Source organism: Ekhidna sp. (assembly GCF_039940915.1).
Taxonomy (GTDB): Bacteria; Bacteroidota; Bacteroidia; order Cytophagales; family Cyclobacteriaceae; genus Ekhidna.
Genome location: NZ_JBDVFO010000003.1, coordinates 285,593 through 302,401 on the forward strand (window position 1 = coordinate 285,593; position 16,809 = coordinate 302,401).

The 16,809-nt window shown below is 43.3% G+C and carries 13 protein-coding genes; 4 read left to right on the forward strand and 9 right to left on the reverse strand.

Annotation, left to right across the window (positions count from 1 at the left end; all coding sequences use genetic code 11):
* Positions 1 to 3: 3 nt before the first annotated feature.
* Both ABJF57_RS16240 and ABJF57_RS16245 read right to left on the reverse strand, forming a co-directional pair.
* On the reverse strand, positions 4 to 1,443 hold the full coding sequence (locus tag ABJF57_RS16240; RefSeq protein WP_462232384.1) for a pyridoxal phosphate-dependent decarboxylase family protein: 1,440 nt from the start codon (positions 1,441 to 1,443) through the stop codon (positions 4 to 6).
* The gene (locus tag ABJF57_RS16245) at positions 1,436 to 2,011 is read right to left on the reverse strand and encodes a MarR family winged helix-turn-helix transcriptional regulator (RefSeq protein WP_462232385.1); all 576 of its coding nucleotides are present in this window, start codon (positions 2,009 to 2,011) and stop codon (positions 1,436 to 1,438) included. Before ABJF57_RS16245 ends, ABJF57_RS16240 begins: the two co-directional genes overlap by 8 nt.
* Positions 2,012 to 2,016: 5 nt before the next feature.
* On the opposite strand from ABJF57_RS16245, the gene ABJF57_RS16250 reads away from it, so the two are divergent.
* Entirely contained in the window at positions 2,017 to 5,460 is a 3,444-nt protein-coding gene (locus ABJF57_RS16250) for a pyruvate carboxylase (protein WP_462232386.1), read from the forward strand.
* 19 nt (positions 5,461 to 5,479) lie between these two features.
* Here the strand turns inward: ABJF57_RS16250 and ABJF57_RS16255 are convergent, their stop codons facing one another.
* Positions 5,480 to 6,286: a LytR/AlgR family response regulator transcription factor gene (locus ABJF57_RS16255; protein ID WP_462232387.1), complete on the reverse strand. Its 807-nt coding sequence runs from the start codon at positions 6,284 to 6,286 to the stop codon at positions 5,480 to 5,482.
* A 137-nt stretch (positions 6,287 to 6,423) separates the two neighbouring features.
* Here ABJF57_RS16255 and ABJF57_RS16260 point away from each other — a divergent pair, with 137 nt between their 5' ends.
* On the forward strand, positions 6,424 to 6,957 hold the full coding sequence (locus ABJF57_RS16260) for a hypothetical protein (RefSeq protein ID WP_462232388.1): 534 nt from the start codon (positions 6,424 to 6,426) through the stop codon (positions 6,955 to 6,957).
* A 24-nt stretch (positions 6,958 to 6,981) separates the two neighbouring features.
* Here ABJF57_RS16260 and ABJF57_RS16265 read toward each other — a convergent pair whose 3' ends face one another.
* The 3 genes from ABJF57_RS16265 to ABJF57_RS16275 all read right to left on the reverse strand — a co-directional run bounded on the left by ABJF57_RS16265 (position 6,982) and on the right by ABJF57_RS16275 (position 11,136).
* A complete protein-coding gene (locus ABJF57_RS16265; protein ID WP_462232389.1) occupies positions 6,982 to 7,188 on the reverse strand; it encodes a helix-turn-helix domain-containing protein in 207 nt (68 codons plus the stop codon).
* Between the two features lie 3 nt (positions 7,189 to 7,191).
* On the reverse strand, positions 7,192 to 7,731 hold the full coding sequence (locus tag ABJF57_RS16270; RefSeq protein WP_462232390.1) for a DUF2975 domain-containing protein: 540 nt from the start codon (positions 7,729 to 7,731) through the stop codon (positions 7,192 to 7,194).
* Positions 7,732 to 7,842: 111 nt separating this feature from the next.
* Positions 7,843 to 11,136: a S41 family peptidase gene (locus tag ABJF57_RS16275; protein ID WP_462232391.1), complete on the reverse strand. Its 3,294-nt coding sequence runs from the start codon at positions 11,134 to 11,136 to the stop codon at positions 7,843 to 7,845.
* Between the two features lie 214 nt (positions 11,137 to 11,350).
* Between ABJF57_RS16275 and ABJF57_RS16280 the strand changes: the two genes are divergently transcribed.
* Positions 11,351 to 13,240 (forward strand): RecQ family ATP-dependent DNA helicase, encoded by a 1,890-nt coding sequence (locus ABJF57_RS16280; protein ID WP_462232392.1) that lies wholly within the window; start codon positions 11,351 to 11,353, stop codon positions 13,238 to 13,240.
* Positions 13,241 to 13,258: 18 nt separating this feature from the next.
* Here the strand turns inward: ABJF57_RS16280 and ABJF57_RS16285 are convergent, their stop codons facing one another.
* Together ABJF57_RS16285 and ABJF57_RS16290 are read right to left on the reverse strand one after the other, a co-directional pair.
* On the reverse strand, positions 13,259 to 13,708 hold the full coding sequence (locus ABJF57_RS16285; protein ID WP_462232393.1) for a hypothetical protein: 450 nt from the start codon (positions 13,706 to 13,708) through the stop codon (positions 13,259 to 13,261).
* 52 nt (positions 13,709 to 13,760) lie between these two features.
* Positions 13,761 to 14,948 (reverse strand): phosphoglycerate kinase, encoded by a 1,188-nt coding sequence (locus ABJF57_RS16290; protein WP_462232394.1) that lies wholly within the window; start codon positions 14,946 to 14,948, stop codon positions 13,761 to 13,763.
* A gap of 99 nt (positions 14,949 to 15,047) precedes the next feature.
* Here ABJF57_RS16290 and ABJF57_RS16295 point away from each other — a divergent pair, with 99 nt between their 5' ends.
* Positions 15,048 to 15,788 carry a TspO/MBR family protein gene (locus ABJF57_RS16295; protein WP_462232395.1) on the forward strand — a complete coding sequence of 247 codons (741 nt, stop codon included), beginning with the start codon at positions 15,048 to 15,050 and terminating at the stop codon, positions 15,786 to 15,788.
* Here ABJF57_RS16295 and ABJF57_RS16300 read toward each other — a convergent pair whose 3' ends face one another.
* Complete coding sequence (locus ABJF57_RS16300) at positions 15,789 to 16,763, reverse strand: polyprenyl synthetase family protein (RefSeq protein ID WP_462232396.1); 975 nt, start codon at positions 16,761 to 16,763, stop codon at positions 15,789 to 15,791. It lies immediately after the preceding gene.
* Positions 16,764 to 16,809 lie beyond the last annotated feature (46 nt).

A 16,809-nucleotide genomic window follows, 5' to 3' on the forward strand; every position in this document is an offset into this window, starting at 1 on the left:
GACTCAGCACAGACTTAGCCCCACTTCCCGGATCACTTTCACCAGGTAATCTACTGTTCCTTCGTGCATCCGATGGTTGATCAGGCATGCACGAATGACAAACTGGTTGTTGATCGTGGTACCCGTAATGAATACACGTCCATCCCGTTCCAGTGCAGGAATCAGTTTACGATTTAGCTCTTCTATCGCTGTTTCATCCGTGAGTCGATTGGTGAAACGGAAACAAGCAACGGCTAGATAGGATGTGCTCTTCAGGTCAAAGTCATCGGCTTTGTCCACTTTGTCGGCGAGGTAGTGTGTCAGATCAATGTCCTTCTGGATCATGGTCCGCAGCTTTTGCATGCCATACGTTTTCAGGCTCATCCAGACCTTTACTGCTTTTGCGTTTCGGGTAAGCTGAAAGTAGTACTCATTGAAGTTGGTACGCCCTTGATCTTCCAGTTTCGTGTCCAGGTATGAAGCGCGCTTATAATACGTACGTTGCAAAATGCTGAAGTCGTTTACCAATAAGCATCCAGCTTCGAAAGTCTGATACATCCACTTATGAAAGTCGAGCGCCAAGGAGTCAGCCAGCTCTATGCCTTTGTATTCTTTTTGGATGGAATCCAGACAAGCAGGGAGTCCACCGTAAGCACCGTCGATATGAAACCACAGTTCATGCTCTTTGGCAATTTCCGCTAGTGCTGTTAGGTCATCAATAGCACCTGTGTTCACCGTACCTGCCGTACCCACTACGCAAAAGGGAGTGAAGCCATCCGCTTTGTCCTTTTCAATGGCTTCTTTCAAAGCATCCAGATCAATGGTGAAGTCATCGTTCACCGCTACTTTTCTTAGCTGATCAGTGCCAATCCCCAGCTCCTCCATGCTTTTGTCAATACAGCCATGTACTTCAGTGGACGCATACACCGTGAATGCTTTGATGCCAAACAATCCTTTCTCCCGGATTTTAAGTTTCTCAAAGAAGATATTCCGCGCCACCGTAAGTCCGGCCAGGTTCGCAGCAGATCCACCACTGACCATGACGCCACCACTGTTTTTCCCAAAGGTGGTGAGTTCACCTGCCCACTGCACCACACGCTTTTCGATTTCGCTTACTGCAGGACCCAGATGCCATTTTCCTACGTTCTGATTGATGGTGGCAGTCAATTTTTCGGCCAACAGTGACATCTGCGAGCCACCAGCCATTACATAAGCATACATGTAAGGCCCCAGGTTGTTGGTAGCTGTATCCATCACCTTTTCTTTGAAAAGATCGAGCACGCGCTCAGGAGCTAAGCTTTCTTCTGGCAACCCTTCATCAAACCAACTTTCTACCTCGGCCTGAGCAAAATAGTGGTACGCCTTCTTTTCTTCCATGTTGTCATGCTGATGAAGGACCAGTTCAGAGGTTTTATTAAGGAGTTTTTCAAAGTGTTCAGGAGTAAAGTCGAGTGAGTTATTCATTGCCTAGTTCGTTTAATGTACGTGTTTTAAAATCTTGCTGACTGTATTGGATTTCCAAGGCTTCCAATTGATCCATGAAGTTGCTTCCCTCGGGAAAGAGCTTTTTGGTACCTTCTATTCCAGCAGCCCATATCTGCTCAAATTCAGGCAAGTTGTCCTCAGCTTTTTGAGAAAGCGTGAAGTTCTTTTTTCTGGAATCTGTTTTGTCCACTGTGGAGGTCAGGTACCCAGCTAGCTCCATCTTGCTCACAATGGTGATCACCGATGGGTGTGAGAAGTGCAGTTTAGTGGCCATTTCGGTCACAGAGAGTTGATCATATTTCTGTAAAAGCTTAAAAACCAAAAACCAATTAGGCTCTATGTCTTTGCCTAGTGCTTTATACATCTGGCGTCCACTGTGAACCATCGCCTCACTCAAACGCTTTAATCGCACGGCTAAGCCCAAATACCCTGTCTCATTTACGAAATCGTACTTCATATTTATGTAGTTGACTACACTAATGTAATGAAAATAAATGTAGTTGTCTACATTGTTTATGGATTGTCTGCCGATTTCCTTAATTTCCATCACGTATGGAAAATCAAAAGTTCTTCAAAAAGATAATGGTGGCCAATCGAGGGGAGATTGGTATTCGGGTATTACGTGCAATCTCAGAGTTACATATTAGATCGGTCGCGGTTTACACATTTGAGGATCGCTATTCATTGCACAGATACAAAGCAGATGAAGCTTACCAGATCGGGCCAGACGAAGAACCGCTGAAGCCATACCTTGACATTGAAGAAATTATTTCGGTGGCGAAAGAAAATGAGGTGGATGCCATCCATCCAGGCTATGGTTTCCTATCCGAGAATGTCACATTTGCTACGCGCTGTAGGGAAGAAGGGATTACATTCATCGGGCCAGAGCCAGAAGTAATGTCGCAATTAGGAGATAAAGTAATGGCCAAGAAAGTGGCACGGGCTGCAGAAGTGCCTGTGATTGAAGATAACCGGGAGATCTTATCCGGAGAAGATGTTGCTAAAAAGGAGGCGAAAAGAATTGGCTATCCGGTAATCTTGAAAGCGTCAGCTGGAGGAGGTGGTAGAGGAATGCGAGTGGTTCGAGATGAACAGTCGCTTGTTAAATCTTTCAATGAAGCTAGGTCAGAAGCGAGCAAAGCCTTTGGTGACGATACGATTTTCCTGGAAAAATATGTTGAGAATCCGAAGCACATTGAAGTACAGATTCTGGCAGATAATGCAGGAAACATTGTTCATCTCTATGAGCGCGACTGCTCCGTACAGCGTCGTTTTCAGAAGGTCGTGGAGGTAGCTCCGAGTGTCGGCCTCAAGGACGCTACACGTGAGAAACTGTATGAATACGCACTGAAGATAGCCCGGCAAGTCAACTACAACAATGCAGGAACGGTAGAGTTTTTGGTGGATCCTGACGAACACATTTATTTCATAGAAGTGAATCCAAGGGTGCAGGTAGAGCATACCATAACGGAGGAAGTCACTGGGATAGACATTGTACGGTCACAAATTTTGATAGCTTCCGGGTGTAAGCTCTCACATCCACAGATTTTCATCCACTCACAAGAAGATATTCAAACACGTGGTTTTGCGGTACAATGTCGCGTCACTACTGAAGACCCCTCCAATGGTTTCAAGCCGGACTATGGCACCATCATCGCTTACCGAAGTGCGGGTGGATTTGGCATCCGACTCGATGCAGGGAATGTTTACAATGGGGTAAAGATTTCACCTTTCTTCGATTCCCTCCTGGTAAAAGTGACAGCCAAAGGAAGAACCCTCAAGGGGAGCGCACAGCGGTTGCATCGTGCTTTACGGGAGTTTAGGGTAAGAGGGGTAAAAACAAACATAGGATTCCTTGAAAACGTGATATACACCGAGGATTTCTTCACAGGAAATGCCACCGTCAATTTCATTGACAATCATCAGGAGCTTTTCCAGATCAAAAAGAGTTTCGATAGAGGCACCAAAACATTGAACTACATCGGGGAGATTTCTGTAAACGGCAGCCCGGATGTAAAGAGTTTTGATCCAAACCGTACATTCAGAACACCCAAAATACCTGCAGTGCAAAAAGGAATGCCAGTAGCAGAAGGTACACGTGATCTGTTAAAGAAGCTTGGGCGTGAGAAATTTGTTCAGTCGATCAAAGACGACCCCAAGGTACATTTCACAGACACAACATGGCGGGATGCGCATCAGTCCTTGCTGGCGACCAGGTTTCGTACAGAAGATATGCTAAAGGTTGCGGCGAGCTACGCACAGCAAAATCCAGAAATTTTTTCCATGGAGATGTGGGGAGGAGCCACCTTTGATGTGTCCATGCGGTTCTTGAAGGAGAGCCCATGGAAACGATTGCAACTTATGCGAGCGGCTGTTCCGAATATTTTATTCCAAATGCTGCTAAGAGGATCCAATGGTGTAGGATATACCGCCTACCCGGATAACCTGATCGAAAAATTCATTGAAAGAACCGCTGAAAATGGGATGGATATCTTCCGGATTTTCGATTCACTGAACTGGATTGAGAATATGAAGGTCAGTATCAAAGCAGTTCGGGAACGAACAGAGTCACTCGCTGAGGCATGCATCTGCTATACTGGAGAAATTCAGGATAATGGTCAGAAAAAATTTACGATGCAGTACTACCTCGATATGGCGAGGGAGTTGGAAGATGCAGGAGCACATATGTTGGCCATTAAAGACATGGCTGGATTATTGAAACCATACAGCGCCCAGTTGCTGGTTTCTGAGCTAAAGAAAGCGGTAGATCTGCCGATTCACCTCCATACACACGACACCTCTTCCATGCAGGCAGCAATGTATCTGAAGGCAATCGAGGCAGGCGTGGACATTGTGGATGTTTCTCTTGCCTCCATGTCTGGGCTGACCTCTCAGCCAAACTTTAACTCATTGGTAGCCACACTTCAATACCATGAGAGAGGAAGGGAAATGAATTTACCATCGCTTAATGAGCACTCAACCTATTTTGAGGATGTGCGCGAGTTTTATTATCCGTTTGAATCGGGTTTAAAAGCAGGAACAGCTGAAGTCTATGATCATGAAATTCCCGGAGGACAGTATTCTAATTTGAGACCCCAAGCTATCGCTCTTGGCTTGGAACACAAGTTTGAAACGATTAAGAAAAACTATGCGATTGTTAATGGCCTGTTTGGTGACATTGTAAAAGTCACGCCATCCTCCAAAGTGGTCGGTGACATGGCCATGTTCATGACTGCCAACGACCTAACTGCTGAAGAAATCTTTGAAAAAGGAGATACGCTTTCGTTTCCAGAATCTGTTGTCGGCTTCTTCAAAGGAGACTTGGGACAGCCACATGGTGGATTTCCGGCGGAGATCAGCAAGCTGATTTTGAAGAATCAAAAACCCTTGCAAGGTCGTGCCAACGATAGCTTGGAACCAGTAGACTTTGACAAAGAGTTCAACGTGTTTCAGCAGGAGTTTCCGTTGACTGATTTTGACGATTTTCTATCGTACAAGCTTTATCCGAAGGTGTTTACGGAGTATTATCAACACATCCAGGATTATGATGAGGTTACTCATTTACCTACTCCCGTATTCTTCTACGGGATGAAGCGAGGCGAGGAAGCGATTGTGGAGATAGCAAAAGGGAAGAATATCATCATCGAGATGGGGTATATCACCGAACCAGATGATGAGGGCATGCGTGCGGTTTCATTTAAACTGAACGGCCAGACACGAAAAATCACCATCAAAGACAAGAATGTGACTGTTCTAAAAGTATCCAACAGGAAGGCCGAGTCTGACAATGAAGTAGGCTCTCCTCTCCAGGGAAAAATTGCTGAGATAAAGGTGAAAGAAGGAGATAAGGTGAAAAAGGACGATGCACTTTTTGTGATTGAAGCCATGAAAATGGAAACCACGGTTTCGTCTGCGCTCACCGGAACGGTGAAAAAGATTCACCTCCAATCGGGTGGACTGGTAGAGCAGGATGATTTGGTTGTAGAGTTTCAGTGAAGGTGAAAGTTACCAACTTTTAGTCCTCGTTTTCGGCGTTGAAATAGTTGATCACTTGCTCTCTATACCTTCTTCCGATAGGGATTTTCTCACCATTGATTTCCAATAAGTTATGCCTCACAGTGCTCACACATGCAGTGTTGATCAGGAATGATTTATGGATGCGCAGAAATCCTTCATTGGCCAATTGCTTTTCCAGATTTATAAGTGAATGCAAGGTGATGAGCTTTTGCTTCTTGGTATGCCAGTTTACGTATTCTTTAAGCCCTTCTACATACAAAATGTCTTGTTTATGAATGCGATGAATGGTCTTTCCATCCTTGATGGTAAGCATACCATTGGATGGCTGATTGCCATTAGATCTTTCCGTCATTGTCTGTGCGGATGCTGCATCTGGATTTCTTTTGGAAACGATCAGAAAAAAGATCGTGCTTGAAAGCAAACTCAAAGAGTAAGGGGCCGATCCCGAAAGAATTCTCCAAAAATCGGTGGGCCACCAGTTTACAGGATCACTTACATGCACACGAAACAATTCTGGAAAAAAGATGGAGGTGATCACGCCGATAAAGTCAAATGAAATGGCATAAGCTAAATAGATAAGTACAACTGAGATCAGGCTGTAAAACATGAACTTTTTCTGTTCCAGCAATGAAATAAGGAAAAACAGATTGATATATACCAGTGTAGACTGAAGTGAAACTATGGCAATATTTTTTGCTAGATAAAAATCAAGATACTCGCCTCCACTAAACAATAGCGATTGAAGAAACCAAACGATCACCCAGAATATCAGGTGTTTGATAAACTGTTTTTTTCTGCCTTTCATGTAAGCTAAAGTTACAAGTCAAAATCCATTTGGATCCTAGCCTTTTAGTGGTCGTTGGTTGAATTATACGGTTGTTGGTTGAATTATTTTTTTATTCAGTCGCGATGAAATCAGCTTGAGCAGAAAATAAGCACAAGATGAAAAGCAGACTAGCAATTACTTCAATGATCTTACTTATGTCCCAACTAAGTTTTGGACAAGCAGATCAAAACCCAGTCAATCAGTATCAAATTATCTATGAAGCAGACCGAGATGGGAATCGCATAAGTGGAAGCTTGGAGAAGCTGATTGAGTTGGTGGACAGTGGCAATCCGGTCAGGGTCGGATGGGAACTGGTAAGTAGGTGGCCAGATACAGTTACGGTCATGAGACATTGGACAGATGGAGGATTTGTCACAACATTGAGAGGGCATGTTTTTGCGCAGATACCAGCAATTTTTGGTCAGGGATTTTCTCATATCGACTCACCTCCGGGTATATTTTTGAGCACTGATATTCCAGACTCATGGGTTGCTGTAGTGGGAACAAACGGAACCCTGGTGTCAAAATTTCAAAAACAGGAATGGATGAAGGAGGTCCCTGAAGAAGAGCTGAAAAAAGATGGAACAAATGAAAGTAAAAACTCTTTGGGCTGTCATGGTGAGGTAGCCCAAAGAGTTGCTGGATCATGATGAATGAAAAATTTGATTGGAGACCTATTCATTTGAGTACTCAAGTAGATCCCCCGGCTGGCAATCAAGCGCCTCACAGAGCGATTCCAGCGTGGTGAAGCGCATGGCTTTGGCCTTACCAGTCTTTAAGATGGAAAGATTGGCTTCCGTTATTCCAAGTTGGCTTGCCAGGTCCTTTGATCGGATTTTGCGCTTAGCCATCATTACGTCTAGATTCACGATTATTGGCATAGCTCAAATGGTTAGTTTATTGTCTTCCATTAGCTTATTCCCCTCACCAAATATTTCAGCCAGCACGAAGCAAAGCAAGGCCCAAACTGCATAGTTGAAATAGAGACCCATGGTAATCGATGATACACCATTGATGTTTGTGATTGTCGGGATTGCCAATGCAAACCATAGCAAAAAGAGGTTACCCATTCTACGGAAAGATTTTACATTCTCTGACCTGAAAGTTTCCAGATTTTCGATCGAGGTAATGATGCGAAGTGCAGTTAGAAGGATCAGATACAATACGCCCGTAATAAGCAATGCTCTGAATACAAGGAAATAGAAATAGGGACTTCCGTATCTGCTGAGTGGCATTCCCTCCAATTCTGGGTTATTTGAAAACTTGAAAATACTTCCGTCATTGACGATTCGGATGTCTGAGAAGTAGCTCGTGTCCACCTGCCATACGATCATGAGGACGATGAGGATGAATGCCAGCAAGATATCACCAATGAGTAATACCTTCGTGGTAAGCTTAGCTAAATGCAATATTTTGTTATTCATAAGTAATTAATTTATGCAATTATATAATAAATTATCGAAAAACGATAATAAATTAAAAATTACTTATGAACATCAATAAAAAAGCCTCACAATTTGCGAGGCTTTGAATTTTTAGTTTTTCTTATTGTTTTTAAACGACTTGTCGGGGTATGCCGGTGGCTGAGGAACAGGTCGTGGATCTTCTTTGATCTGCTGGAGTAAATGCTCAATCGCCTTGTCCAGTTGTGCATCACTGCCGTTGAACGTAGCATGAGGAAGGTTATCGATTTCGATATCTGGCTCAAAGCCTCGTCCTTCAATGCGCCACTCTCCATCTGCATAGACCCCAAACATCGGAGCTCTTGCAAGTCCACCATCACTCAGCCTGTTGGCACTATTTAGCCAAATTTCACCTCCCCAGGTTCGGGTGCCAATGGTAGTGCCAAGACCTAGCTCTCTAAAACCATCGGCAAATGCTTCGCCATCAGAGTAGGTATTTTCGTTTACAAGTACAGCCATGTGTCCTCTAAAAGCATATGGCATGTTCCAGTAAGGCTCGCCTGAGCGACCTTTCCAATACATCCATGCTTTGCGCAACAGCTTTTCCAATATGAAGCTATCAATGTTTCCTCCAAAGTTGTATCTGACATCTACGATCAACCCCTGACGGTTAAATACCGGGTAAAATTCTCGGTAAAATTGGTTGATGTCATTGCTTCCCATCGCGCGCAAGTGCAAGTAGCCAATGGTATTGTTGGATTGCTGATCCACATACTTTCGGTTACCATACTCCCAATCACGATAGCGTAGGTTGTAAGTGCTTCCAATCGGAGAGACGATGATGTCTTTTACACTTGACCCACGTTTGATGGCAAGTCGTACCTGCTTACCTTCCTGATTACGAACCAGCTCACCAATGTCGTTAGCGGAAAGAGCTCCTCGACCGTTTACACTAGTGATAATGTCCCCTTCTTTTACATCCAGGTAAGGATCATCCAGGGGAGATTTTTCGTCAGGATAGTCTGGGTCTACTTTGTATATGTAGTCAATTCTGTAGCCACCGGCAGCTTGATCACGCGTAAAAACACCTCCAAGATTTGCCACAGAAATATTTTTATCGTCCCCACGCGTATCGCCACCTCTTACGCTGGTATGGAGTGCGGAGAGTTCACCCACAAATCTTCCAATTAAATCTGATAATTCATTTCGCGTTGTGACACGATCTACTAGTGGCAAATACTTTGCATGCATGGCATCCCAATCCACGCCGTGCATATTTTGGTCGTAGAAGTAATCGCGCTCCATGCGCCAGGCATCCGTGAATATTTGTTTCCAATCTTCCCTTGGGTTAATCGGAAACTTCCAACCACTCAGGTTTATTTTGCTGTCACTCAAATCACTGATTTTGCCTGTGCTAGCATTGACCATATAGAAGTTCCTGCTTTTTGCAATCATTAACTTTTTTCCATCCTGAGTCATACTGTAGCCATTGACGCCACTTACCATTGTTTTGGTACTCACATCTTCGTTTGTGATTTTAGCTACGATCAAATCACTACTTGCATTTACTCCTGTGCTTCTGGAAATCATGTAAAGTGCTTTATCATTAATAGCCAGAGAACTATAATTACCAGGCTTGATAGGCACTTCCATCAATCGCTGCTGAATACCGGCTTGATCTATACTGACTATTAATTCGTCCGATGAGGTCTCTTCACTTTTCCCCTTCTTTCCTTTTTTGTCAGAAGCTTCCTTCTTAGGCTTTTTCTCTTCACCAGTGTCCAATTCATCTTTAGGACGGAACGGTGAGCGTGTTCCTTTCTGAAGTGCAATGTGATAAACCTTTTCGCTTACATCAAAGTATGGTTCCGGTTGTCTGGTACCCCATGGGCTTCCCACGAGTGTTGTAAAGTTTCGATCAGATATGAAATAGATGAATTTTCCATCAGGGCTCCATCGAGGGTTGTAGCTATTGGCCCGGTCGGTTGTCAAATCAAAACTTGCATTCGTTTTTACATTGTGAATTTTGATTTGAACCATACTGTTAGCTGAAGCTTGTACAAAGGCAAGCCACTGGCTATCAGGAGACCATGAGAAGTCCCAAATGCCTTCTTGGTTGGTGGAAATTTTGGTGCTAATACCCGATGCAATGTTTAGGATAAACATGTTGCTTTCTAAATCATCATAGGCGATCCATTTCCCATCCGGAGATGGCATGCCTGCATATCTGAGCAAATTGCCATCTTTCGTTATTGCTTTCTCAGTTCCAAGGCCATCGGCGGGCATTTGTACAAATTCGAATTCGTCACTTTCGTCTGACAAAGCAATGACGGATTTCCCATCTGATGAGAAAGTAGCATCTCTATACCTTACACTTTTCTTGTCTACAAATGACACCATTCGGCCACCTTTTACTGGCACCACGAAAACTCGACCTCTCGCAGTGATCGCTATTTTGCTTCCATCCTTATCCGGATTAACCGAAGTAATGTATTGAGATGGATTTTCTTCCCATTTTTCACGCAGTTGGTCCAAATCTGTCGCTAACGTGATGTTGATTTTTTCGGAATTATTGGAAGAAATCGAGTATTTCCACAGATCTGCACCCATTTGATAAACGATGTTTCCATTGGAGACATTCGCGTACCTCACGTCAAATTCTCCATGAGTTGTATGCTGTTTTTTATCTCCACCGTTTTCATCCATTGACCAGATGTTCATGGTGCCGTCTCGATCTGTAATGAAATAAACTCTTCCATTGTGCCACATCGGGTGATGACTTTCACCCGCATGATCAGTGGTGAGCTTGACGGCCTCTCCAGAACCGGCGGTGAATTTCCATACTTGTCGCGCCGTGCCACCTTGATATCTCTTGGTTACATTTCTATGGTAGCCAGGACGCACAAAAAACATGGTAGATCCATCGGCATTGTAGCTTGCTTCGCTGGCCTGATCAAGTGGAATTTGGGATTTAACCTTTGACTCAGCATCAATCTTCACCAGACGAAGGTCAGGTTTTTTATTGTAGGCTCTCGTTGCATAGATGATGTCTCCCTGAGGAGTCCAGGTAGTTGCAACTGACCCATCCCTCTCATAGGTCCAGCGGGTTGTAAACCCACCATTTACTGGCATGGAATAAACCTCCAGAGGACCTTCATAACTCGCGGAAAACAAAATCTTGGAACCATCAGGTGAGAATGATGGAAACGACTCTTCCTCTGGATGTGTGGTTAGTCGCTGAGCCAAGCCGCCATCAATAGAAACTGACCAGAGATCTCCTTCTGCTGAAAATACGACCTTATCGTTGTGAACATCGGGAAACCTATAGTATCCTTCAAAACCTTGACCTGAAACCGAGAACAGGGCTGGTATTAGTAAAAAAACTAGAAGCGTTCGAAGTTGCTTAAATGCATGAGTGAATAACATAAATAAGTGGTTTAGATTATGATTTAAAACTAATCCTCTTTTCCTGGTTATTGCTACCGCTAATCAAAATGTGTGGAGAAGATCACTGCATTAATAGACCCTTTTTCAAGGAATCGCTAAAATCACATGATTTTCATACCTACTTATATCCGGGTTCGCTAAAGTCTGATTTCCACTTGGTTCTTTTTAGATATTGTCAGCTTAACTTCGTTTTGTGAATCCTGCTGAGATACTAAAACAATACTGGGGCTATGATTCTTTTCGCTCGATGCAGGAAGAGATCATTCAATCTGTGCTAGATGGAAAAGACACACTAGCCCTATTGCCAACAGGAGGTGGTAAATCCATCTGTTTTCAAGTACCTGCCATGGCCAGTGAGGGGATTTGCATTGTGATTTCCCCATTAATTTCCCTCATGAAGGATCAGGTGGAACAGTTGCAACGGAGAGGAATAAAAGCAGCTGCTATTTATTCTGGAATGAGTAAAAGAGAAATTGATATCACATTGGATAACTGTATTTATGGAGGGTTTAAATTTCTCTATGTTTCTCCCGAACGCCTAAAGACAGAAATATTTCTAGAGCGGGCACGGCAGATGAAAATATCTCTATTGGCCATTGATGAAGCCCACTGTATTTCACAATGGGGCTATGATTTTCGACCACCATACTTGGAGATAGCGACGTTTAAAAATGATTTACAAATCAGTCGATTAATCGCGCTCACAGCTACTGCCACAAAAGAAGTGAAGGAGGATATTGCACAGAAGCTTGAGATGGATGACGTTCAAATTTTCCAAAAGAGTTTTGCAAGGGCGAATCTTTCTTATTCAGTTTTTCGGCTGGAAAATAAAGAGGGCAAGCTCATAGAGATTTTGGGAAACGTGCCGGGAACCTCAGTGATATATGTCCGGAGCAGGAAAAGGACGAAGGAGATAGGCGAACTACTCAGAAGAAATAATATTTCGGCGGATTATTATCATGCTGGCCTTTCTGGGCAAGATCGATCTGAAAAGCAAAGTGCGTGGATTCAAGGAAAGGTGCGGGTGATGGTTGCGACAAATGCATTTGGTATGGGCATAGACAAGCCTGATGTGCGTACCGTCATTCACATGGACTTGCCTGATTCGCTAGAGGCCTACTATCAGGAAGCAGGAAGAGCAGGAAGAGATGAGAAAAAGGCGTATGCTGTGGCTCTATATCATCCATCCGATACCGAAGAGCTGAAGGAGCGAACCAATCGATCCATTGTCTCTTTAGACATGATTAAACGAACCTATCAAGCGTTGGCCAATTACTACAAAATGGCGATAGGGAGTCATGAATTTTCAAGTTTCCCATTTAATTACGAGCAATTCACGAATACCTACAATCTTCCAATGGTAGAGACGTATTCTGCGCTGAAGAAATTGAGTGATGAAGGCCTGATCCAGATGACTGATGGATTTTATGAACACTCCAAAATCACTTTTTTGCTGGACAAAAGTGAGACGTACAAATTTCAAGTTGCCAATCCTAAGCTCGATGCGATCATTAAAACGTTGTTGCGACTTTATGGAGGAGAGGTGTTTTCTTCCTATGCGAAAATCAAGGAAAAAGACATTGGTTCCTTGTTGAAAACAGATAAAGTACAGGTGAGGCAATGGTTGAAGTTTTTAAACGACAGTCAAGTCATTGATTATCAGGCGGCACTTGATTCTGCGACGATAACTTTTCTAACGCCCCGCTTAGATGCTGATAAATTGCCGATTGATAGCAAGCAGATCGAATGGCGAAGAGAGCTTGCGCTTAAAAAGGCGAATGCTGTGATTGATTATATGCTATCAGATGAGTGCAGGACACAATCTTTTCAGCATTATTTCGATGAGAAAACATCATTGACCTGTGGAGTTTGTGACAATGATTTGGAAAGGAAGAAAAAGCTGAAATCAAGCGATATCCCAGTCGAAAAGGTGATGGAAGCATTGGAAGCTCCGAGAAACATTACAGAGCTAAAGGCGCTGATGTCCAGCTACACCCAAGATCAAATTATGGAAGCATTGAGGATTTTGATTGATGATAAGAGGGTAGAGGAGGTCAACCTGAAGTTCAGCATTTTGAACTGATGGTATCGAAGCAGGTCTTTATTCAAGAAAGCCTAAAGAAACAGCCTTGGATACATGATCGGCTTTGAAAGATTTGGATAGATCGACACGTATCGCCATACCTGTTAAAATCTTTGACGTGTACTGCTCTTCACTTTCTTCAACAAATGCGGTTCCGGATTCACGTGTGGCATTGGATTGAGATACATTAATGATGGCATTGGCGCAGTTTTCCCAGGCGGTGCGTTTCAGTTCATTCATTACTTCATTCAAAGAGGAGAATTGCCCTCCTTGTATTTCCATCAGACCTATTCTTTCGTATTCAAAGTCCACTTTCTCATTTTCCATGAATAGGTAGAGTTCATCTGATTTTTCATCACAGATGACTTCTTTAAATGGAGAAAAATCAGACCGTGTATTTCCTCCATAGGAAAGACAGCCTGTAGCGAAAAGAATTATTGCAATTGAAGATAGTAGTTTCGTTTTCATGATTTGTGTTTTGCAAAATGCATACCGAAATCAGAACACCGCTGATTCTTTTTTACAACTCGAGTGCGGCAACTCCAGGTAAGACTTTGCCTTCCATATACTCAAGGAGCGCTCCACCTCCGGTAGAGACGTAAGAAACTTTGTCCCCATAGCCGAGATTATTAACTGCAGCAGCAGAATCTCCACCACCAATCAGAGAGAATCCACCATGTTCAGTGGCTTTCACGACAGCTTGGGCGATGGTGTTTGTGCCTTCTGCAAAGTTGCTCATTTCAAAAACTCCCATGGGGCCATTCCAAAGCACCGTCTTAGACTTTTCTATGATATCAGAGAATACAGCTCGAGACTCAGGACCTACGTCAAGTCCCATCCATCCATCCGGGATGGCGTAGTTATCAGCCGTCTGAGTATTCGCATTATTGTTGAAATCATCAGCAATGATTGAGTCTTTTGGAAGCTGCAGGTCAACACCCTTTTCTTTTGCTTTCGAGATCAGCTCCTTTGCCAAGGCTAGTTTATCTTCTTCGACCAAAGAATTACCAATCTGGCCACCCATTGCTTTGAAAAAAGTATAGCTCATGCCCCCACCAATGATCAGATGATCTACTTTATCGAGAAGTTGTTCGATGATCATGATTTTATCAGAGATTTTCGCTCCACCCATGATCGCCGTAAATGGTCTTTCCGCTTCTTCCAAGATTTTTTGTGCATTCTCCAACTCAGCTTGCATTACGTTACCACTGCATTTTTCGCTAAAGGACTTAGCAACCACTGTGGTAGAAGCGTGAGCTCTATGCGCGGTGCCAAACGCATCGTTTACATAGATATCACCGAGTTGAGCCAGCTGCTCAGCAAAAGCTTCATCACCGGCTGTTTCCTCTTTGTAGAAGCGAACATTCTCAAGTAATAATACTTCTCCCGCTTTCAGAGCCGATGCTCCATCTTTTGCAGACTGACCTACGCAATCATCAGCAAACTTGACGGTGACTCCAAGCTTCGCGCTTAGGTTTGGGATGATGTGTCTCAATGAGAATTTATCCTCAGGTCCATTTTTTGGACGTCCTAAATGGGACATGAGAATGCATGAACCTCCATCAGTAAGAATTTTTTTCAAAGTTGGAATTGCTGCATTAATTCTGGTTTCATCAGTGACTTTCATTTCCTCATTGAGAGGCACATTAAAGTCCACTCGTATCAATGCTTTTTTTCCCTCGAAATTGTAATCCTCAATAGTTCTCATGCTCATTTAAGTTTTAAGAAACGCAAACATAAGAAGGCTGATTCAAATGAACCATTCGAACAATCGCCTGGACTAGCAGTTCATACCTAAATTTGTTTCATGAATAGAGCCATTCCGGTCTTATCTCTCGCCGTAGTTCTGATTGTAAATTTCTTAGCGAATTTTCTGCCCATTGGAGGAAGAACCACTGGTGAGATTTCTGCGTCCTACCCATCTCTATTTACACCTGCTGGATTTACCTTTTCCATTTGGGGATTGATCTATTCGCTTTTGATCAGCTATGCCATCTATCAGCTGATGCCGCGAAATAAGTATCGACCCATCTTCGATCGAATCAATAGGCATTTTGTCATCAATTGTGTGGCCAACACACTATGGATTATTTGTTGGCATTACGAACTCATTACGCTTTCGCTTATTCTGATGGCAGTAATCCTGACTTCTCTGATTGGTATTTACAGACACATTTTGCCAAACAAAATTGAAGGCTTTAGAGATCGATTGTTTATCAGAATTCCTTTCAGCCTTTATTTAGGATGGATTACAGTTGCCACATTGGCCAATATCAGTGTAGAGCAAACGGTAATTGGGATGGACAACTGGATGATGACAAAGACAGTATGGGTTTTTGTGGAGCTTGCATTAGCCGGAGCGGTGGGCACAGTAATGATCATCCGATATCGTGACCCAATATTTGGTGGTGTTGTGGCCTGGGCTGCTTATGGAATCACAGAAAAGCAAGTAGATACCCCTGAAGTGGCAGGCGCAGCAGCAGTCGTTATGATTCTGGTATTGGTGATATTGATTATCGAAGGAATCAGACGCTTGTTTTTTAAATAGCTATTTTGTCCGTTCAATAGTAAACTGAACCAAATCTTCCAGCGAATTCCGAAATGGAGAATCTGGCAGTGTTTGTAAGATTTCTTTTGCTGTTTTATGATAGCCCTCCATCACGGATATGGCGTAATCGATGCCTCCGGATTTTTTCACAAACTCAATAACCTCATGCACGAGCTTAGGTTTCTTCTCGGCACGTTTCACCAACCTTTTTATGCGTTTTATTTCAAGTTTTGATGACTGATTGAGCGCATAAATGAGTGGGAGGGTCATTTTTTTCTCTTTGATATCAATGCCTCTGGGTTTGCCAATCTCAAAAGTGCCGTAATCAAAAAGGTCGTCTTTGATTTGAAATGCCATTCCTACGGCAAGTCCAAATTCACCCATTTTTGCTATTGTTTCCTCGTCAGCACCACCTGAGGCAGCTCCTACCTTACAGCAAGAGGTGATAAGGCTGGCCGTTTTTTGCCTGATTACCTCGTAATAAATTTCTTCGCTTATATCGAGTTTGCGCGCCTTTTCCATTTGCAAAAGCTCACCTTCACTCATCTCCTTTACAGCTTCGGTGGTAATCTTAAGCAAGTTGATGTCGTCATTTTCCATGGAAAGAATCAAGCCCCTGGAGAGGAGAAAATCTCCAACGAGGACCGCAATCTTATTTTTCCATAAGGCATTGATGGAAAAGAAGCCGCGACGCGTGTTGGAATCATCGACCACATCGTCATGTACCAGCGTAGCAGTGTGGAGTAGCTCTATCAGCGAGGCACCTCTATACGTTGCCTCTGTGATTTGTCCTGTTGCCCCGGCACTTAGAAATACAAAAAGAGGCCGCATCTGTTTACCCTTTCTGCGGACAATGTATCCGGTGATTTTGTCCAGTAGCATTACCTTGCTTTTCATGGATTGTCGAAATTTCTTTTCGAATTCCTCCATTTCGGTGGCGACTGGAGCTTGGATGTCTTTTAATTTAAGTGTCATTCCGGGTGCAATTATACAGATGTTAACTCTTAGAATTATCTTTCCG